The organism is Psychroflexus curvus (assembly GCF_020164585.1).
Taxonomy (GTDB): domain Bacteria; phylum Bacteroidota; class Bacteroidia; order Flavobacteriales; family Flavobacteriaceae; genus Psychroflexus; species Psychroflexus curvus.
The window spans coordinates 237,623-255,377 of sequence record NZ_JAIQZF010000002.1 but is presented as its reverse complement, the minus strand read 5'-3'; the positions used below and the strand labels follow the sequence as shown (position 1 = coordinate 255,377).

Annotated in this window: 14 protein-coding genes; 3 read left to right on the top strand and 11 right to left on the bottom strand. The window is 36.1% G+C overall.

The window, feature by feature from the left end; all coding sequences use genetic code 11:
- Positions 1 to 44: 44 nt before the first annotated feature.
- Positions 45 to 440 (top strand): helix-turn-helix domain-containing protein, encoded by a 396-nt coding sequence (locus tag LB450_RS03370; RefSeq protein ID WP_224486446.1) that lies wholly within the window; start codon positions 45 to 47, stop codon positions 438 to 440.
- 230 nt (positions 441 to 670) lie between these two features.
- Here LB450_RS03370 and LB450_RS03365 read toward each other — a convergent pair whose 3' ends face one another.
- The 3 genes from LB450_RS03365 to LB450_RS03355 form a co-directional block, all read right to left on the bottom strand.
- Complete coding sequence (locus tag LB450_RS03365; RefSeq protein WP_224486445.1) at positions 671 to 2,830, bottom strand: peptidase domain-containing ABC transporter; 2,160 nt, start codon at positions 2,828 to 2,830, stop codon at positions 671 to 673.
- On the bottom strand, positions 2,831 to 3,967 hold the full coding sequence (locus tag LB450_RS03360; protein ID WP_224486444.1) for an HlyD family secretion protein: 1,137 nt from the start codon (positions 3,965 to 3,967) through the stop codon (positions 2,831 to 2,833).
- A 337-nt stretch (positions 3,968 to 4,304) separates the two neighbouring features.
- Positions 4,305 to 4,787, bottom strand: coding sequence for a peroxiredoxin family protein (locus LB450_RS03355; protein WP_224486443.1), 483 nt, complete (start codon positions 4,785 to 4,787; stop codon positions 4,305 to 4,307).
- A 186-nt stretch (positions 4,788 to 4,973) separates the two neighbouring features.
- Between LB450_RS03355 and LB450_RS03350 the strand changes: the two genes are divergently transcribed.
- A complete protein-coding gene (locus LB450_RS03350; protein WP_224486442.1) occupies positions 4,974 to 7,430 on the top strand; it encodes a ligase-associated DNA damage response DEXH box helicase in 2,457 nt (818 codons plus the stop codon).
- A 134-nt stretch (positions 7,431 to 7,564) separates the two neighbouring features.
- On the opposite strand, the gene pncA is transcribed toward LB450_RS03350, so the two are convergent.
- From pncA to LB450_RS03320, 6 genes are all read right to left on the bottom strand, one after another.
- On the bottom strand, positions 7,565 to 8,155 hold the full coding sequence (pncA, locus tag LB450_RS03345; RefSeq protein ID WP_224486441.1) for a bifunctional nicotinamidase/pyrazinamidase: 591 nt from the start codon (positions 8,153 to 8,155) through the stop codon (positions 7,565 to 7,567).
- The gene (locus LB450_RS03340) at positions 8,152 to 9,564 is read right to left on the bottom strand and encodes a nicotinate phosphoribosyltransferase (protein WP_224486440.1); all 1,413 of its coding nucleotides are present in this window, start codon (positions 9,562 to 9,564) and stop codon (positions 8,152 to 8,154) included. The genes pncA and LB450_RS03340 overlap by 4 nt, the downstream gene beginning before the upstream one ends.
- A 195-nt stretch (positions 9,565 to 9,759) precedes the next feature.
- The gene (locus tag LB450_RS03335; protein WP_224486439.1) at positions 9,760 to 10,512 is read right to left on the bottom strand and encodes a glycosyltransferase family 2 protein; all 753 of its coding nucleotides are present in this window, start codon (positions 10,510 to 10,512) and stop codon (positions 9,760 to 9,762) included.
- Positions 10,512 to 11,858, bottom strand: a complete 1,347-nt coding sequence (locus tag LB450_RS03330; protein WP_224486438.1) for an undecaprenyl-phosphate glucose phosphotransferase — start codon at positions 11,856 to 11,858, stop codon at positions 10,512 to 10,514. The genes LB450_RS03335 and LB450_RS03330 overlap by 1 nt, the downstream gene beginning before the upstream one ends.
- Positions 11,859 to 11,861: 3 nt before the next feature.
- Positions 11,862 to 12,848 (bottom strand): UDP-glucuronic acid decarboxylase family protein, encoded by a 987-nt coding sequence (locus LB450_RS03325; protein ID WP_224486437.1) that lies wholly within the window; start codon positions 12,846 to 12,848, stop codon positions 11,862 to 11,864.
- Between the two features lie 3 nt (positions 12,849 to 12,851).
- Positions 12,852 to 14,159: a UDP-glucose dehydrogenase family protein gene (locus LB450_RS03320; RefSeq protein WP_224486436.1), complete on the bottom strand. Its 1,308-nt coding sequence runs from the start codon at positions 14,157 to 14,159 to the stop codon at positions 12,852 to 12,854.
- A gap of 162 nt (positions 14,160 to 14,321) precedes the next feature.
- Here LB450_RS03320 and LB450_RS03315 point away from each other — a divergent pair, with 162 nt between their 5' ends.
- A complete protein-coding gene (locus tag LB450_RS03315; RefSeq protein WP_224486435.1) occupies positions 14,322 to 15,419 on the top strand; it encodes a glycosyltransferase in 1,098 nt (365 codons plus the stop codon).
- On the opposite strand, the gene LB450_RS03310 is transcribed toward LB450_RS03315, so the two are convergent.
- The gene (locus LB450_RS03310) at positions 15,382 to 16,683 is read right to left on the bottom strand and encodes an O-antigen ligase family protein (RefSeq protein ID WP_224486434.1); all 1,302 of its coding nucleotides are present in this window, start codon (positions 16,681 to 16,683) and stop codon (positions 15,382 to 15,384) included. The genes LB450_RS03315 and LB450_RS03310 overlap by 38 nt on opposite strands.
- Positions 16,661 to 17,752: a hypothetical protein gene (locus LB450_RS03305; protein WP_224486433.1), complete on the bottom strand. Its 1,092-nt coding sequence runs from the start codon at positions 17,750 to 17,752 to the stop codon at positions 16,661 to 16,663. Before LB450_RS03305 ends, LB450_RS03310 begins: the two co-directional genes overlap by 23 nt.
- Positions 17,753 to 17,755: the final 3 nt, after the last annotated feature.

The following is a 17,755-nucleotide window of genomic DNA, read 5'->3' as shown; positions in this document are numbered from 1 at the left end:
CTTTACAGATTATTTTATTACTTTTAATAAAAACCTTATCACTTATGGAAATCAAAGATGTGTTAAAAAATATTGAACGCGTAAGGAGATATAAGGATTATTCACATGAGTATATGTCTATTTGCTTAGATATTAGTCAGGCGGCCTATTCCAAAATTGAGCGTAATCAAACCAAACTCAGTGTAGAACGTTTATTTAAAATTGCTGAGATTCTTGAAGTAGAACTCGAAGATTTATTAGGCTTAGGTTCTAAAAACCAACCCACCCCTACCAATAAAGAATACCTTTCAGCATACCTAAAAAGAACACCAGACCCTCCCCAAGACGATAAAACACAACTTTTGAAAATCATAAATTTATACGAAGAACGCATAAAGGATAAAGATCATCTCATCAAAGAATTGCGTTTAAGCCTTGAGCAATTTCGCACCTCAAACTAAGCTTTGCTTTTCCCAAAGCTCATCATACAGTACTTTTTTTTATCGATAAGTTTGGTCATGATACAATCCAATCCAACAAAAAGGTCAGATCACTTTCAATGATGTTTTTTAAGAATTACAAAATTTATTAGCAAACAAGTTTCTTCCCTCTGATGGAAGAGGAGCGTTTTGATTTTAAACATTAAGCATCAATTTATCAGTAATTTAATAACAACGTCATTGGTAGTTACTTAAACCAAACTCTGTTTTTCCCATAGCTCATAATACAAGCCTTTTTGGTTTATGAGTTCCTGGTGGCTTCCTTCTTCTTTTATTGCTCCATCTTTCATTACCAAAATACGGTCTGCATTTTTTATAGTGCTTAAGCGATGAGCAATTACTATTACGGTTTTATTATCAGTTTTAAAATTTTCAATAGTTGTTTGCACCACTTTTTCCGCACTCGTATCTAAAGCAGAAGTAGCTTCGTCCATAAGCAAAATAGCAGGATCTTTATATAAGGCCCGTGCAATAGCTATACGTTGTTTCTGCCCTCCAGAAAGCATAGCTCCATTTTCGCCCACCTGAGTTTCAAAACCCATGGGCAATTTTTCTACAAATTCATTTATGCCTAGCTCTTTAGACAGCGTTAGAATACGTTGCATGTCGGGGAATTCTTCTCCTAAAGCAATGTTTTCTATAATTGTTCCTGTAAATAGTTTGAGTTCTTGCGGGATAACACCTATACTCCTTCTAAGGGATTCTTTGCTTACATAATTAAGGTCAAAATTTCCTATATAAATTTTTCCTTCCTGCAAAGGATATAAAGCTTGTATCAAAGAGATAAGCGTCGTTTTACCACAACCGCTTTCGCCCACAATGGCAGTGGTGTGATTTTTAGGGAAGTGGCATGAGAAATTTTCAAAGACTTGTACTCTGGAGCCGTATCTAAAGCTTACATTTTCAAAACGAATATCGCCAATCTCTTCTTTTGGCAAATGGGATTTATGCGTAATCTCTTCGCGTTCCAAATCCATGATTTCGAAGAGACGGTCTGCAGCTATTAACGCATTTTGTATGGTTTTGTTCATGCCAATTAGGGAAGCAATAGGCCCCGTAAAGTAACCAATTAAAGCATAAAATGAGAACAATTCTCCTGGGGTGATTTCTTGGTCAATCACATAACCTGCACCCACCCACATTAAAATTACCGTAAACACAGACGCAATAAACTGAGTGGAGCTCCCAGCAAATATATTGTTCAATCCGGATTTATAAGTGGTAAATAATAGTTTTACAAATCGGTTTTCAGTTTTAATATTGGAATAGCCTTCTATGCCGAATTCTTTTACGGTTCTTACATTGCTTAAACTTTCTACAAGTTGAGTTTCCAATGAAGCCGCATTTTCCATCATTCGTCTTTCAACTTTTTTGTTGAAATAGTTCATGATGAAATAAATGATAATGTAGAGTGGGATGACTAGCAAAATAACCACTGCCAGTTTCCAGTAAAAGGTAAACATCAACCCAAAGGAAAAAATCACAATAAAGATATTGACTATCATATCTATGGCGACATCGTTTATAAAGGCTCTTATTTTTACGGCATCGCTTACTCGGGAAGTGATTTCCCCAATTTGCATGGTATCAAAAAAGGTTTGGGGAAGTTTAAGCAAGTGCTTGTAGTAACCCAAAATAAGCTTGGTATCTATGATTTGTCCAGTTTTAAGGACAATTATACTTTTAGATGCGCCTACAAAAAGCCTAAGCAGTATAATTCCTATCATCCCTAAACTCAGTAGATTCAGTAAATTCCTATTGCCTTCAACCAATACATAGTCCGTTATTTTTTGGATATAAATAGACATAGCTAATCCAAGAAGCGTAAATACAATAGCCCCAAATAAAGCCTGGAAAAGAATAGATTTATGTGGTTGTATTAAGTCATAAAACCGCTTGATGGGCGAAATCTGTTCATTGTAGGTTTTGAAGTCGTTGCTTTTGGCAAATAAAATAAGTACGCCGCTCCATATTTCCTGAAACTCCTTTGCGGTATAGGTTTTAAACTTACCGTTACCAGGATCCATGACTTTTAGTTTCCCTTCCCCTTTCAGCGACACTTTATAGATAACCACATAATGCTGCAGTTGATTTTTTAAAACAACGTGAGCAACAGCAGGTAATGGAATTTGGTCTAAAGCATCTAACCCTCCTTTAACCCCTTTTGCGGTAAAGCCCATTTTCTCGGCAGCTTCTATCATACCCAAAACATTGGTGCCGCGTTTATCGGTATGAGCAATTTGTCTTATTCTAGCTATGGGCAGATTGACATTATAATGGTTACCAATAGAAGCTAAACAAGCGGCCCCACAGTCTTTTATATCGTGTTGTTTAATTTGTACGGAAGCCATCTACTGTGTCATTAATTTCGGGTTAAGCCAATCATCTACTTTATCAAATATCAAGTCGTAAAGACTTCTTTCTGTAATAATGAATCTGGAGGTCAGGGTCATTCCTTTACTGACAGAAGCGGTATACCCATTTTTAAGGCTTAAGGTCGTCTCGTCTAGCTCTGAACGAACTCTAAAATAGACTTGTTCGTTTTCGATAGTCACATTTTGGGCGATGTCATACACTTTACCAGTTAGAAGCCCCCATTGGTTATAATTGAAGGCGTCCAGCTGAAATTTCACTTCTTGTCCTATTTTAAGAAGGCCGATATTTTGTGGGCTTACCCTATTTTCAACAATTAATTTTTTGTCTGGAGACAGGTAAGCTATAGTTTGTTGTGGCATTATAAAAGACTGTTGTTGCAATCCCACAAAGCGATCTATACTTCCCTTTTCGGGAGCGGTAATAAAGTAGTTCTCTTCTTCCGCCTCTAGTCTTTCTAAACTTCCTTTTTGTTGTTGAAGTTTTTCAAGGAGATTTCTTTTCTGTAATTCCCAGTCAGCTATTTGCCTCTTTTTCAAAGCAGATAGGGCTCTCTGGTCTTGGCGGAGTTTGTATAAATAGTGTTCATATTCCATTTTAGCAATCACTCCTTTTTCATAAAGAATTTTATACCGACTAAAATTAACACGTGACTGTTCTTCTCTGTTTTTTAATTCATTAAGATTTGCTTCATATTGGATATAATCTTCTAGAACGGTTGTAGTTATAATAGAATCCTTTCGGAAACTAATGGCGTGATTATAATCCTCATAAAGCAAGCTGTCAGTGTCCTTTAATTGTTCTTGAATTTTTTTTTGGGCATCGATAATGTCTTTGGCTACGACAAGAAGAGTATCACCTTGGTTAACGCGTTGGTTATTTCTTAAATTGATGTATTCAACCCTTCCACTTACTACAGAAAAAAGCGGAACATCTTCCATTTCACTCCTGACAATACCTCTGCTTTGTGCAGTGATATCAATTCTAATAAAAGGCAGAGAAATCAACAACCCGACAAGGCTAAGCAACACAATAATGTATACCAAGTTGGTTTTGGTAGAATACTTATTGATTAAGTTTTCCTGTGTATGAACTGGGTCTGAACTGAAGTTCACTTTTTTAAATAAAGAAAAACTATATAATAATTAGATATTATAACTTTATCGACAACTTAAATCCAAATTGGATTATTTCATTCGTTTTTTGAATGTAACTGAACTAAATATATTTTTAAATTTTAATAAAATAAAAAGATTTAGAAGAAGTCGAGTAGTTAATAATCAAAAACCCTGTAAGAGTTGAGAACTCTTACAGGGTTGACTTAAGATACTTCTATTTTTTTCTAAACTTCAATTAAATTTTTAAAAGCATAAATACTTACTTGTCTGCTTTTCTTGGGCATACTTTCAAATACATCACAGAACAACGAAAGCTTAGGCTTAGGCTTTAGCTCTATTCAGGCAAATCGTTTAAAAAAAGAACCGCCTCAGCTTCGCCTTCATAAGATTTGATGAGCTTGTTCTCCTTATCGTATAAATACCCACTTGGGAATAGTCTAACAAAAAAGATGTCAGCCAGGGCATAATCTCTGTCTTTTAAAATGTGGAGATTTTCAAGGGTTTTGAGCCGTGGGGCGATTTCTTCAAAAAACCTGAGCGTTTGCTGTTTTGTGCCTGCAGAAACTGTATAAATCTGGACATCTGCTTTTTTGAGTTGCTCTGACTTTAAATTTAGCCGTTTAAAAGCTCTCACACAATGTCCACAGGAAGGATCATAATATATAAAATAACTAGGGCTGTCCTTTTTGATATTATCCTGAGTAAAGGACTCCCCTTCCAAAGTATAGATAGTAAATTCTGGCAAGGTTTCGATATCGCTTTGTGCCATTTGCTCCTGAGCAATAAATAAACTGAAAATAAGAATGATATATTTCATAACGTAAAAGACTAAAAATAGGGTTAAGATTATTTAGTGATTAAGCTTTTTAAGCTTGTTCAATAAATTTTTTCAAAATTATATAAATTTAGGTATACTGATTTAGATTCTACAAAATTTTTTAATGTGCTTTTCACTGCCACAGACCTATAGATTGCAAGATCAATTATACTTATGTTTGTAACTATGTCAAAGTCCCCGGATATTTCACTGTTTGCAGATTGGTTTGCTTCCAAAAGATGGACGCCTTTTCAATTTCAAACCGAGACCTGGCAAGCTTATGCCAAAGGAAAACACGGCTTATTAAATGCTCCGACGGGTAGTGGAAAAACCTACGCACTCTGGGTCCCTATTTTTCTTGAAATCTTAAAACTAAAGACTCTACAAAAACGAAAAACCTCGAGTTTAAAAGCCGTTTGGATAACCCCGCTTCGAGCACTTTCCATTGAAATACAACAAGCTGCCGAGCAACTCATCTCCGATCTGGAGCTCGATATGACGATTGGTATACGGACCGGAGATACGCCTCAAAAAGAACGGGCTAGGCAAAAACGTAAAATGCCCGATCTTTTGGTCACAACTCCGGAAAGCCTTCAACTCCTGCTTGCTTCCAAAGACTACCCTAAAACCTTTAAAGATTGCCAGGCCATTGTAGTTGATGAGTGGCATGAACTCCTCGGCACCAAACGTGGCGTGCAGATGGAGCTGGCACTTTCCAGATTCAAAACCATCAATCCTCAGCTGAGAGTCTGGGGTATTTCTGCCACCATAGGCAATCTGGAACAAGCGCGGGATGTGCTTTTAGGCGTTGATCCAAAAATGCTGGACAATTCCACGTTGATCAAAGCGGATATAAAGAAGAATATCCACGTCCAAAGCATAATTCCTGAAACCATGGATAAATTTCCCTGGCGGGGTCATCTGGGATTGCATTTACTGGAAGACGTCATACCGATTATCAAAGCTTCAAAGACCACGTTATTGTTTACAAATACGAGATCTCAGTGTGAAATTTGGTTTCAGAAGATTTTGGAAAAGCATCCTGAATTTGCTGGAGAACTGGCTATGCATCACGGGAGCATCAACAAAGACACGAGGCTTTGGGTAGAAGGCGCTATCCGGAATGAAAGCCTCAAAGCTGTGGTTTGTACCTCAAGTTTAGACCTTGGCGTTGACTTTGCGCCTGTAGAAACCATCATTCAAATTGGTGGTCCTAAAGGTGTTGCTCGTTTCTTACAACGCGCCGGAAGAAGTGGCCATCAGCCCGGTAAAACCAGTGTCATTTATTTTTTACCTACCCACGCTATCGAGTTGATTGAAGCTTCAGCCCTGCAAAAAGCAGTGGAAAGCAAGGTGGTTGAAGATCGTCTGCCTTACCTCAACAGCTTTGATGTGCTGGTTCAGTACTTAACCACTTTGGCGGTGTCTGACGGATTTTACCCCAAAGACATTTTGCCTGAAATTCAGTCGACGTTTTGTTTCCAAACCCTTACAGAAGATCAGTGGAGTTGGGCACTCAATTTTATCACCAAAGGAGGTGAGGCTCTGCAAACTTATGACGAGTACAGAAAAGTAGAAATTGAAGACGACGGACTTTATAAAGTCAACAGAAAGGGTATTGCTATGCGGCATCGCCTGCAAATTGGCACAATCGTAAGTGATGCCGTGCTTACCGTCAAATACATAACTGGTGGTTTTATAGGCTCTATAGAAGAATGGTTCATTTCCAAATTAAAGCCCGGCGATGTATTCACGTTTGCAGGCCGAAATCTGGAATTGGTCAGAATCAAGCAAATGCAGGTGTTAGTAAGAAAATCGAAATCTAAAACCTCTAAAGTGCCAAGCTGGATGGGTGGTCGATTGACATTGACATCTCAAATGAGTGAACTTCTGAGAGAGGAACTTTACAATAGTGATGCTGACGAAAAAAGTCCGGAATTGAAGGCCCTGGAACCTATTTTTGAACGCCAAAATCTAGAATCGATTGTGCCGAAACCTCATCAGTTTTTAATTGAAACCTTCAAAACCCGGGATGGCTTTCATCATATTTTCTATCCGTTTGAAGGTCGATTTGTACATGAAGCTATGGGAAGTTTGCTGGCTTACCGCATCAGTTTGTTATCGCCAATTTCCTTTTCGCTGGCTTTCAATGATTATGGATTTGAGTTGTTGTCTGACCAAGCTGTGGACATGCAAGCGGTTCTGGACAACGATTTGTTTACGGCAGACTATCTTTTGGATGATTTATACAAAAGTTTAAACGCCACAGAAATGGCAAAGCGTAAATTTAGAGACATTGCCGTGATTGCGGGTTTAGTCTTTACAGGCTATCCCAACAAACTCATTAAAAACAAACACCTGCAATCCAGTTCGCAGTTGATTTTTGATGTTTTCAAGGATTTTGACCCAGACAATCCCCTGTATCAACAGGCCTTTACAGAAACCTTTGAGCACTCTTTGGAACAGGGCCGCTTACAAAAAGCCCTGGAGCGCATAGCCACTCAGGAAATCGTTTGGAAATCCTGCCAGAAACCCACTCCCTTCTCTTTCCCGATCATCACCGACCGATTACGGGAAAAATTATCTTCTGAAAAACTGAGCGACAGGATTCAAAAAATGATCAAAAAGCTACAAAAGTCGTGAGTCGTGCCCCGATAGCTATCGGGGGTGAGTCGTGAGTCGAAAATAAAAGTTTGAAATAATTTTTCACGCAAAGACCGCAAAGAAGAAAAAACGCAAAAATCGCTAAGCAATCGAGTTCATTGTCCTTCAAAAAATCAAAGAAAGTCAACCCCTTCTGCTTTCAGTTCTTCTTTTTGCTGATTGAATTTATTCTGGTCTAAAGATTTGGTAGCTTTTTCCAAAACCCTCACCTGAAAACCTTCCTTCAGCGCATCTCTAATGGTGAAATACACGCAAATATCGCCAGCCAAACCGCAGATGTCTATAGTTTCGCAGCCTTTTTCTTTGAGATACCCCGCAAGTCCAGTGGATTTTTTGTGGTGATTGTCATAGAAAGCGCTGTAACTGTCGATGTTGGCATCGGTGCCCTTTCTGAAAATGGCTTCGATGCAGTTGGTTCGCATATCGGGATGAAATTCTGCACCTTTACTGCCTTGTATACAGTGGTCTGGCCACAAAGTTTGCTGGTAGCCATCGATTTCTTTGTCCTGGAAAGGCTTGAAATTCTCGTGACTGGAGGCAAAGCTCATGTGGTTATGTGGATGCCAGTCCTGTGTGGCTAAAACAAGATCGTACTGTGGCTGAATCAGGTTGATGTGAGATATGATTTGGTCCCCTTTTTCTACTTCTAAGCCTCCTCCAGGCATAAAGTCGAGCTGAACGTCTACGATGAGTATGGTTTTCATGCGTTTTTGTTTTTGTAATGATTTCTTAATGCATCCCGTTCTTCGAGAAGCTGGTTTGAAATTCCAACTTTATAAATATGAGGGTTTTCAAAACGCTGAAATTCTTCTGAAAATTCGGCTAAGCGCTTTCTCGAATAGGCTTTGATGTCTTCTAGGCTTTTAGGTGGTTCTGTACGTATTCCATCTTTCATGACATAGTGAAGTAAAGCTTCCTTAGTACAATTATTGAAATTCAGTGATTTTGAAGCATCGAAAGGGTGATTCATGTGTTTAACATCGGTTTCATCTCTCATGGTCACGGCGTCGGCTCCTGTGAGTTTTCCTTCAGAATTTCTCATTCTATAGATTTGCTTTTTGTGGGGCAGGGTAAGTTTGGCCAGATTTTCTGAAAGTTTGATTCTTGGTTTTCCATTTGCAAAAGCCAGTTTATAAACCCCATCAAGTGCAGCGTCGGGGTCTCCAATAACTAAATTGGTGCCCACCCCAAAAACATCTATAGGCCCGTTTTGTTCTTTTAAACTTCTGATGACATATTCATCCAACTGATTTGATGCCGCGATTTTTACATGCTGTAACCCTGCTTCATCTAATGCTTCTCTGCACTTTTTGGCCAGGTAGGATAAGTCCCCACTATCTAAACGGATACCTTTGAGTTCCTCTCCACGGGATTTCATTTCGTTACCAACAGTGATAGCATTGGGCAATCCACTTTTGAGCGTGTCATAGGTGTCAATTAGTAAAATCGTATTGTCTGGATGACTTCGGGCAAAATCGCGAAAAGCCGTTAATTCCTCTTCATAACTTTGGACAAAAGAATGCGCCATAGTACCTGAAATCGGAATGTTAAAGTCTTTACCCGCCACTACATTACTTGTCGCTTCAAAACCACCAATAAAAGCTGCTCTGCTTGCATGATAGGCTCCAGTACTTTGGGCACGTCGCATACCGAAATCAATGAGCATTTGCTCTCCAGCAGATTTTCTAATGCGGCTGGCTTTGGTCGCGATGAGGGTCTGGAAGTTGAGTATGTTAAGTAAAATGGTTTCTACCAATTGAGCTTCCACCATATTGGCTTCGACTTGAAGTACTGGCCTGGTAGGGAACACAATATCTCCTTCTGTTGAACTGAAAATATCTCCCTTGAATTTAAAATCTTTGAGGTAATCTAGAAATTTTGAATCTAAGCCTTGTTCTTTTAAAAATTCCAAGTCTTCTTTTGAAAACTGAAAATTTTCTAAAACTTCTAGTAAAGTTTCTAAGCCCGCAAATATGGCGTAACCGCCTTCGAAAGGAAGTTTTCTGAAAAAATAATCAAAAACAGCTTCGTGTTCATGCTTACCTTGCTGAAAGTAAACCTGAGCCATATTGATCTGGTATAAATCGGTATAGGTTGCCGTGAAGTTGTGCATGCTTCTATGAATTTAATCAAATTTAAGCAATGAAACTCTGGAAACTTCCGATGGGCTTATAAATAAATGCTAAAGATTTAACGTCATTACGACCTTCTATTGAAAATTGAGGATTCTATTTCACAGAAAGCAAAATGAAAAAAACATTGAGGAAAAAAAGCATTTATTATGAGACTTATCGGTACCAAAACAGGATCAGTTCTTATATTTTTTATACCCTGAATACGTCCAAATCACCAAATAATAAAATGAGTTAAGAACAGAAAGGTGCTCCACTTTTCTATAAAATTCCCACTGGTATTTTATGAGATTAAATTTATTTCTGGAAAGAGAGTTTTCTCTAATTCTATAGATGGCATGAGGCTGTTTTATGCCGTAAGCATAGGCTGTGTCTTTTAGGTAATTAAGCCATAAGCCCATATCTTGCCGTTTGCGTATAAGCGGCATTTTCTTCTTACCTAAGTTCTTTATATCGACTACTGCGGTAAGACAACTTATAGAATTGGTCTTTAGGATATCCGTATAAGAGACTTTTGCGGGAACTTCAAAATCTGAATAGATAAAATTCAAGTTTTCGTCCGCCCTTTTGTAAGAAGCAAAAACAAAATCATAACCTGATGAATTCATGAACTCCAAAGAATCTTTCAAATGAAAGTCAAACCAAATATCATCGGCATCCAGAAAAGCAAGGTATCGACCTGTGGCTATATCTATAGCTTTATTCCTAGCCACTGCAGGGCCGCTATTCTCTGATAATTTAATCACTTTAATTCTTTGATCGGTCTTCGCTAATTCTTCGATAATCTCAACTGAATGATCTGAAGAACAATCATCTACCAAAACATGCTCCCAGTTACTATAAGTTTGATTACTGACTGATTTTAAAGTCTCTTCAATGTATTTTTCTGCATTGTAAACCGGAGTTATTATAGAAACCAGATCTGACATTAATAAGCTTTTTTATCTCCTTTGATGGTGTTACTCATCGTTTGAAATATAATCTTTACATCCAAAAGCAATGACCAGTTTTCCAAATAAAAAATATCGTATTTTACTCTGTTGATGATATCTTGTTCGGTTTCAACTTCTCCCCTGTAACCACTCACCTGAGCAAGACCTGTAATTCCAGGTTTTATAAAATGCCTCACCATAAATTTATCTACACTTTCTGCATAATTATGGGTATGGCTTACCATGTGGGGTCTTGGTCCTACCACACTCATGTCTCCTTTAAAAACATTAAAAAACTGAGGTAATTCATCTATGCTTGTTTTGCGCATAAATTTGCCGATTTTAGTTCTCCTTTTGTCATTTTTATTGACTTGATGAAGATCGGCCTCTGGATTAGGTTTCATAGAACGGTATTTATAGCAATAAAACTCCTCGTAATCCAGGCCGTTGCGTTTCTGCTTAAAAAAAACGGCTCCTTTACTTTCCATCTTTATCCAAATGGCGAGTAATGGGGTTAACCATGATAAAATCAATATGATTACCACCAGGCTTAATATCACATCAAAGGCACGCTTTAAAAATTTATTGATAGGTAAATCTATTGGGATTCTCCTTAATGAAATGATCGGTAAAAATCCATAATACTCATAATTTAATTTTCGAGAATAAAGGTCTTTGTTATCTGGCAAAAATTTAAGGACCTTTAGGTTGTTATCCGCAAAGCTTATGATCTGATTAAGCTGTTCGTTGTTAAGCTCAGACATTGAACAGTAGATTTCATCAATCTCATTTTTTAAAACAAATTCACCTATTTGTTCAATGCTTGAATTGGATTGTGTTTTAAATAACCTTTGACATTGATAACCATATTCCGGGTTATCATCAAAAAAAGATTTCAATTGAAGTGTTTTAGTGGATTCTCCTACGATAATAGTTTTTCTGAAATTTCCTCCTAGGTCTTTCCTGTATTTTTTCAAAAAGAAATGTAACGAGATCTTGATTAAAAAAATAACTGTAAATGATTTTCCTAAATAGAGAAATATCCTTGAAGGCTCTCTGCTAAACTGATAGAAAAAACCAAAAAAACTAAATATAATTAAGGTGAAAAGCACCGCTTGAGTTATTGTAAGCGAAGTGATTTTAATTAATTTAGTAAAACGATAAACCTCATAAAATCCTAAATAGATAGACAGTAAAAGCCAGGAAAGAACCAGATAAGCGTAGAATAAAAAGCTCATCTCAAAGTCAAACTTGAACTGAAATGCAAATAGAATCAGTATTCCTAAATCAACAACATAGGATATGGGTCTTATATAAGGAGAATACCGTCCTGTTTTGGCCATTTACTATTTCCTATTATGATCTGAAAAGTCTTTGTGCTCACTTCTTTGCAACTCCTCTTTGCTAAGAGATTTAAAATAATCGTAGGTCAGTTTCATACCTTCCTCTCTTTCCACTTTGGGCTCCCATCTAAGTATAGATTTTGCTTTAGAAATATCTGGTTGTCGCTGCATGGGATCATCTTTAGGCAAAGGTTTGAAAACAATTTTCTGGTCGGTTTTTGTCAGCTTGATAATTTCTTTAGCAAAGTCTAAAATAGATATTTCATAAGGATTTCCAATATTCACAGGTTCGGCGTAATCACTCATCAAGAGTTTATAGATGCCTTCTACCTGATCGTCGACATAACAAAACGATCGCGTTTGAGAGCCATCTCCGAAAACAGTGAGGTCTTCTCCTCGCAAAGCCTGACCTATAAATGCTGGAATGACACGACCGTCATTTAAACGCATTCTCGGACCGTACGTATTAAAGATTCTAACTATCCTGGTTTCTAACCCATGAAAACGATGATAAGCCATCGTCAATGATTCCTGAAAGCGTTTCGCTTCATCATAAACCCCTCTGGGACCAATAGTGTTGACATTTCCGTAGTATTCTTCAGTTTGGGGATGAACCAAAGGATCTCCATAAACCTCACTTGTGGAAGCAATAAGAAGTCTTGCCCCCTTTGCCTTTGCCAAACCTAACAAGTTGTGTGTACCTAGAGACCCTACTTTAAGCGTCTGGATGGGTATTTTTAAATAATCGATTGGGCTTGCTGGGGAAGCAAAGTGGAGAATATAATCTAAATCACCAGGGACATGGACAAACTTACTAACGTCATGATGATAAAATTCGAAGGACTCCAGTTTAAAAAGATGTTCTATATTTTTTAGATCTCCAGTAATAAGATTATCCATCCCAATCACTTTAAACCCCTCTTTTATGAATTTATCGCAAAGGTGAGAGCCTAAAAACCCTGCAGCGCCTGTAATTAATACTTTCTTCATGAGTTATACCTTTTGTCTTCCTATGGAAATATAGTGAATTCCTTCTTTAGCTAACTCAACAGTTGGATATAAATTTCTTCCGTCAAAAATAACTGGTTGTCTTAAGTTTAGTTTTAAACGCTTGTAATCTGGAGTTCTAAAAATACTCCATTCTGTGCATATAAGAAGGGCATCTGCGCCTTCTGTTACTTCATACATGTCTTTTCCAAAGCCAATCTTATCATCATATTTCTGCTCTACATTTTCCATAGCTTCTGGGTCGAAGGCTTTCACTATTGCGCCGGCTTCCAGCAATTTATCTATCATGAAGAGTGCTGGAGCTTCGCGAATATCGTCTGTTTCTGGCTTAAAGGCTAATCCCCATATAGCTATGGTTTTGCCTTTCAGGTCATCTTCAAAAAACGAGGAGATTTCAGGGAAAAGGATGGTTTTTTGTTTATCGTTGACATCTACAACAGCATCCAAAATTTTAAAAGTGTAATTTATATCTTTTCCAGATTTGTGAAGTGCTTTTACGTCTTTTGGAAAGCAGGACCCTCCATATCCTATACCTGGAAAGAGAAAGCGTTTACCAATCCGGGAATCGGTTCCCATGCCAATCCTCACCTTATCTACATCTGCTCCTACTTTTTCACAGTAGTTAGCGATTTCATTCATAAAGGTGATTTTGGTTGCCAGAAAGGAATTTGAGGCGTATTTGGTAAGTTCAGCAGACTTTTCATCCATAATGAGGATTGGGTTTCCAGACCTCACGAAGGGCTGGTACAGGCGTTCCATAACCTCTGTTGCTCTTGCACTGCTCGAGCCAATGACAATGCGCTCTGGCTTTAGGAAGTCATCGACAGCAAAACCCTCTCTCAAAAACTCTGGATTGGATACGACATCAAATTCAGTTTTACAGTCTTTTTCGATAGTCGTCCTCACAAGGCCTGCAGTTCCTACGGGAACCGTACTTTTATCGACAATCACTTTATAAGAGGTGATGTATTCGCCAATTTCTTTGGCAACACCTAAAACATATTTTAAGTCAGCAGAACCATCCCCATTTTCTGGCGTGGGAAGCGCTAGGAAAATCACGTCTCCAAAGTCTAAACCTTCTTTTAAGTCGGTTGTAAAGTTGAGTCGGCCCGCTTCAATATTTCTTTCGAAGAGCACATCCAGATGCGGTTCATAAATTGGAACTACACCTGCTTTCATTTGGTCAACTTTGTTTTTATCTATATCGACACACAGGACTTCATTTCCATTTTCTGCCAAACATGTTCCTGTAACAAGACCTACGTATCCTGTACCGACTACTGCTATTTTCATAAGGTGGGGTTAATTAGAGTATGTGTTCAATAAAATACATTCAAATATCAATTAATTTTTGTTAGATTGAAAGTAAATAATCACTTAATTATAGGAGTTTTAATGGGATGAATTTTTAAGCATATCTTTGCTAAAATTATTCACTAATTAGAATTTTTAAAAGTGAAAAAAATCATAGTAGTTCATGTTGTAGAATCTCTTGGTGGTGGAGTATATAGTTATTTCTGTGATTTAACTCAAATCTTTGGACAAGATTCTCGTGTACAAACAACTATAATTTATAGTGATAAGCGTTCTGAAATTATACCTTCAAATGTAAGGAAAGAGTTTCACGAAAATATCAAACTCGAGCTTATAGATATGCAAGAGAAAATTGATCCAGTGAGTGATTGGAAAAGCATACTAAAATTAAGGCAGCTTTTTAAGAAAATTAAGCCAGACGTAATTCATTTACATAGTTCTAAAGCTGGCGTTTTAGGGAAGATTGCTTCAAAAAAAATCGGAGCAAGAGTCTTATTATATTATACAGCGCATGGGTATTCGTTCCTTAGAAAAGACATATCTAAATTTCAAAAGTTCATATTTTACGCTATTGAAAAATTGATGGCTTCATACAATGAGTGTACAACAATAGCATGTGGTGACACTGAAATGTTTTATGCACAGAAGTTACACAGGAATGTAAAGTTAATAAGAAACGGTGTTAAATATGAAGAAATCGTTAAAAACAAAAAAAGGAAAATAAAAAAAACCCTCACTATCGGTATTTTAGGTAGAATATCTTACGCTAGAAATCCAAAGTTTTTTAACGATATAGCAATAAAATTACCAGAAATACAATTTAAATGGATTGGGGATGGCAACTTAAGAGAACATATCAACTCGAAAAATATTGATATTACAGGTTGGTTCATGGAAAGAAAAGATGGACTTGATAATTTGAATGCTATCGATATTTATTTACAGACTTCTCTCTGGGAAGGTCTGCCTATTGCTGTTTTAGAGGCAATGGCTTTAGAAAAACCTGTTATAGCAACAAATGTAATTGGGAATAAAGATATAGTTGTGGATGGAAAAACAGGTTTCTTAATTAATAACATCACTCAGGCTTTAAATGCTATCGAAAAATTGAAATGTCAAAAATTACGAAATGAGATGGGAAAGAATGGCTCCTTACGTGTTGAAAAATATTTTAATTCAACTAAAAATTTTCAATCATTGATTAATCTTTATTTAGAAGAGTATTCCAATAAATATTAGTAAATATACTCAACCATAGAGCAAAAAAAGTAATTCCATCATAACGAATAAAAAAATCATCAGTAAGGTTCGAAGCAAAACATAGAAATGAGAAAAATAAAGCAATGCTACTATTAAGCTTCCATCCGATCCAAAATGAGTAAAAAATAAAAATTAATAGTCCTAATAAGCCAAATATTCCAAATTTTAATAGGTAATCTAGATATTGATTGTGTGTAGGAAACTTGTATTTCTGTAAAAATATTTGGTTCGTATCGATGTACGCTTGATTAAGTTCATGTTTACCATCAGCAGCTCCAACACCAATTAATAAATCATTCTGAGCCCTATCCCAGGCGGTTTTCCATATACTTAATCTTGTTACTAAACTATTAAAAATCTCGCCTTCGGGGTTTTCAAATTCATCAAGTTGGCCAATTTTATCTACATGTGCAAAAGTTACACTTGTATATTTTTCAGTTATGTAAGGGAAGACTTTAATGAAACCAAATAATACGATGAAAAATATTAAACCTATTCCAGCTATGAACGAATTCATTTTTTTGGAAGATACCTTTTTAATATACACCTCATTAAATAAAACTAGAAGTATTCCGATCAAAGCATTTGCAATAGCTAAGCGAGTATTTATTATAAGTAACATTAAAATTGATCCAACAAAAAGTATAAGTCTGTAATTTAATATCCTTCCCTTTTGATAAATAAAATGAGTAACTAGTAAATACATGTTTACTATTACTAGAAAGCTGACGTGCATATTTAATGCTGGAGCATGGACAGAAGTGCTACTTGCAAAAGCGTATCCCATCTCCCACAAATCAACTCCTTCAATATATTTTCGAATAAGTTCTGGATTTTCTACAATAAATCTGACTAGTAACATAAACAATGAACCACAGAAGATTACACTATAAATCTTGAGTATCTTTCTTAAATTTATAGAAAAAGGTTGACTAATAATTAACAATGGGAAAATAAAAAAAGATAGCCTTTTTTCAAGGTGTTTAAGACCTTCCGATAATTCCTCATTATTCCATAAGAAAAAAAGATCAAGAATGATTGGTATAGCTATTATAGCTATGGGTAAAAGTTTCTTAGAATTAAACTCTAATTTTTTGTAAAAGATTAAATTTAAAGTTATAAACACTAAAATCAGCATAGTGCCTAGTTCCCTATAAACCATGAGACTAGCTAAAATGGCTATAGCATACTCGTATTTACTAGAATAAGAGTCTGTTATTTTATTTGTCAGATTTAAAAACATACCTAGTAATTGTCTTTGGGCGCTTAATTAAGCCTTGATCATAATAAAAAACAAGCCACATTAAGGGAAATACTCCAAGTTTATGTTTGATAGCACTCCCTAAATCAGGCTCGAATACTCCTTGGATTATGAGATATGAAATAAACAAGTGAAAAACCCATATTTTGTGAGAATTCAATTTCTGATTTCGAAGACATTTGCCGTAAAAGTAGACTGTATAACTGAACAACAATATTTGCCAGAAAACAAAAGCTAAAACCTGAGGCTTATAGAAAAATTTAAGACCATTCACAGGAAAATTTACTGTAAAGAAGCCATAGAAAATCCCTATAATTTCACCAAAAATACTATTTGTTTCAACAGGAGAAACTATTATTGTTTCTGAATCTGATCTGCCTATACGGTTTTTGTTTAGCATTTCTCTTGTACTTTCAGACATGAATTCTCCTTTTACAATCCCGAAACTAAGAGACATAAAGCTTGCTATTAAAAGTCCTGTAGTAATGTTCAGCACAACTTTATTTTTAAATTTAATCAAAGTAATAAAGTAAAGCCCCAATCCTAAAAAAGGCATTAGGGCAAAATAAGGTCTATAAAAAACACCTAGAATGATAAGCGAAAAACAGCTGTACAATATTTTTTTTTCTAAACTTATTTTTTTTTGTAACAAAGACACTATAAAAAAAAAGAAAATAAAGTTTAAAAACTCTTTACTCGGCTGGGATAAATATACAGCTAACGCCAATAGCGACAAATATATTGGTATATTCCTTAAAACGGGATAACCAAATATATTTGGAATTTTAATCTTAAATAATAAATAAAAAAGAATTGGTATTTGAATAATTGCAATTACTGGAAAAGACAATTCATTTAAGAACGTAATATCATAAAACAGCATTGCAAAAGGATAGCTTCCCATCAATCCTTTTTCATCATAAAGATCTAAAACAATCTTATAAGCATCATAAAAATATTTTTCAGGAAAAATAAATGAAGAAACTACACCAAGCAATAAGGCTATGATTGCAAGAATACAAAATACAAAGTTTGACCTTTTAATTTTCATTTG

Bases quoted from the DNA above. Each gene is read 5' to 3' on its own strand.
- LB450_RS03320 (WP_224486436.1), bottom strand. From the start codon at position 14,159: ATGAAAATAGCAGTAGTCGGTACAGGATACGTAGGTCTTGTTACAGGA.
- LB450_RS03310 (WP_224486434.1), bottom strand. From the start codon at position 16,683: ATGTTTTTAAATCTGACAAATAAAATAACAGACTCTTATTCTAGTAAA.
- LB450_RS03325 (WP_224486437.1), bottom strand. From the start codon at position 12,848: ATGAAGAAAGTATTAATTACAGGCGCTGCAGGGTTTTTAGGCTCTCAC.
- pncA (WP_224486441.1), bottom strand. From the start codon at position 8,155: ATGAAAACCATACTCATCGTAGACGTTCAGCTCGACTTTATGCCTGGA.
- LB450_RS03335 (WP_224486439.1), bottom strand. From the start codon at position 10,512: ATGTCAGATCTGGTTTCTATAATAACTCCGGTTTACAATGCAGAAAAA.
- LB450_RS03305 (WP_224486433.1), bottom strand. From the start codon at position 17,752: ATGAAAATTAAAAGGTCAAACTTTGTATTTTGTATTCTTGCAATCATA.
- LB450_RS03350 (WP_224486442.1), top strand. From the start codon at position 4,974: ATGTCAAAGTCCCCGGATATTTCACTGTTTGCAGATTGGTTTGCTTCC.
- LB450_RS03330 (WP_224486438.1), bottom strand. From the start codon at position 11,858: ATGGCCAAAACAGGACGGTATTCTCCTTATATAAGACCCATATCCTAT.
- LB450_RS03365 (WP_224486445.1), bottom strand. From the start codon at position 2,830: ATGGCTTCCGTACAAATTAAACAACACGATATAAAAGACTGTGGGGCC.
- LB450_RS03340 (WP_224486440.1), bottom strand. From the start codon at position 9,564: ATGCACAACTTCACGGCAACCTATACCGATTTATACCAGATCAATATG.
- LB450_RS03355 (WP_224486443.1), bottom strand. From the start codon at position 4,787: ATGAAATATATCATTCTTATTTTCAGTTTATTTATTGCTCAGGAGCAA.
- LB450_RS03370 (WP_224486446.1), top strand. From the start codon at position 45: ATGGAAATCAAAGATGTGTTAAAAAATATTGAACGCGTAAGGAGATAT.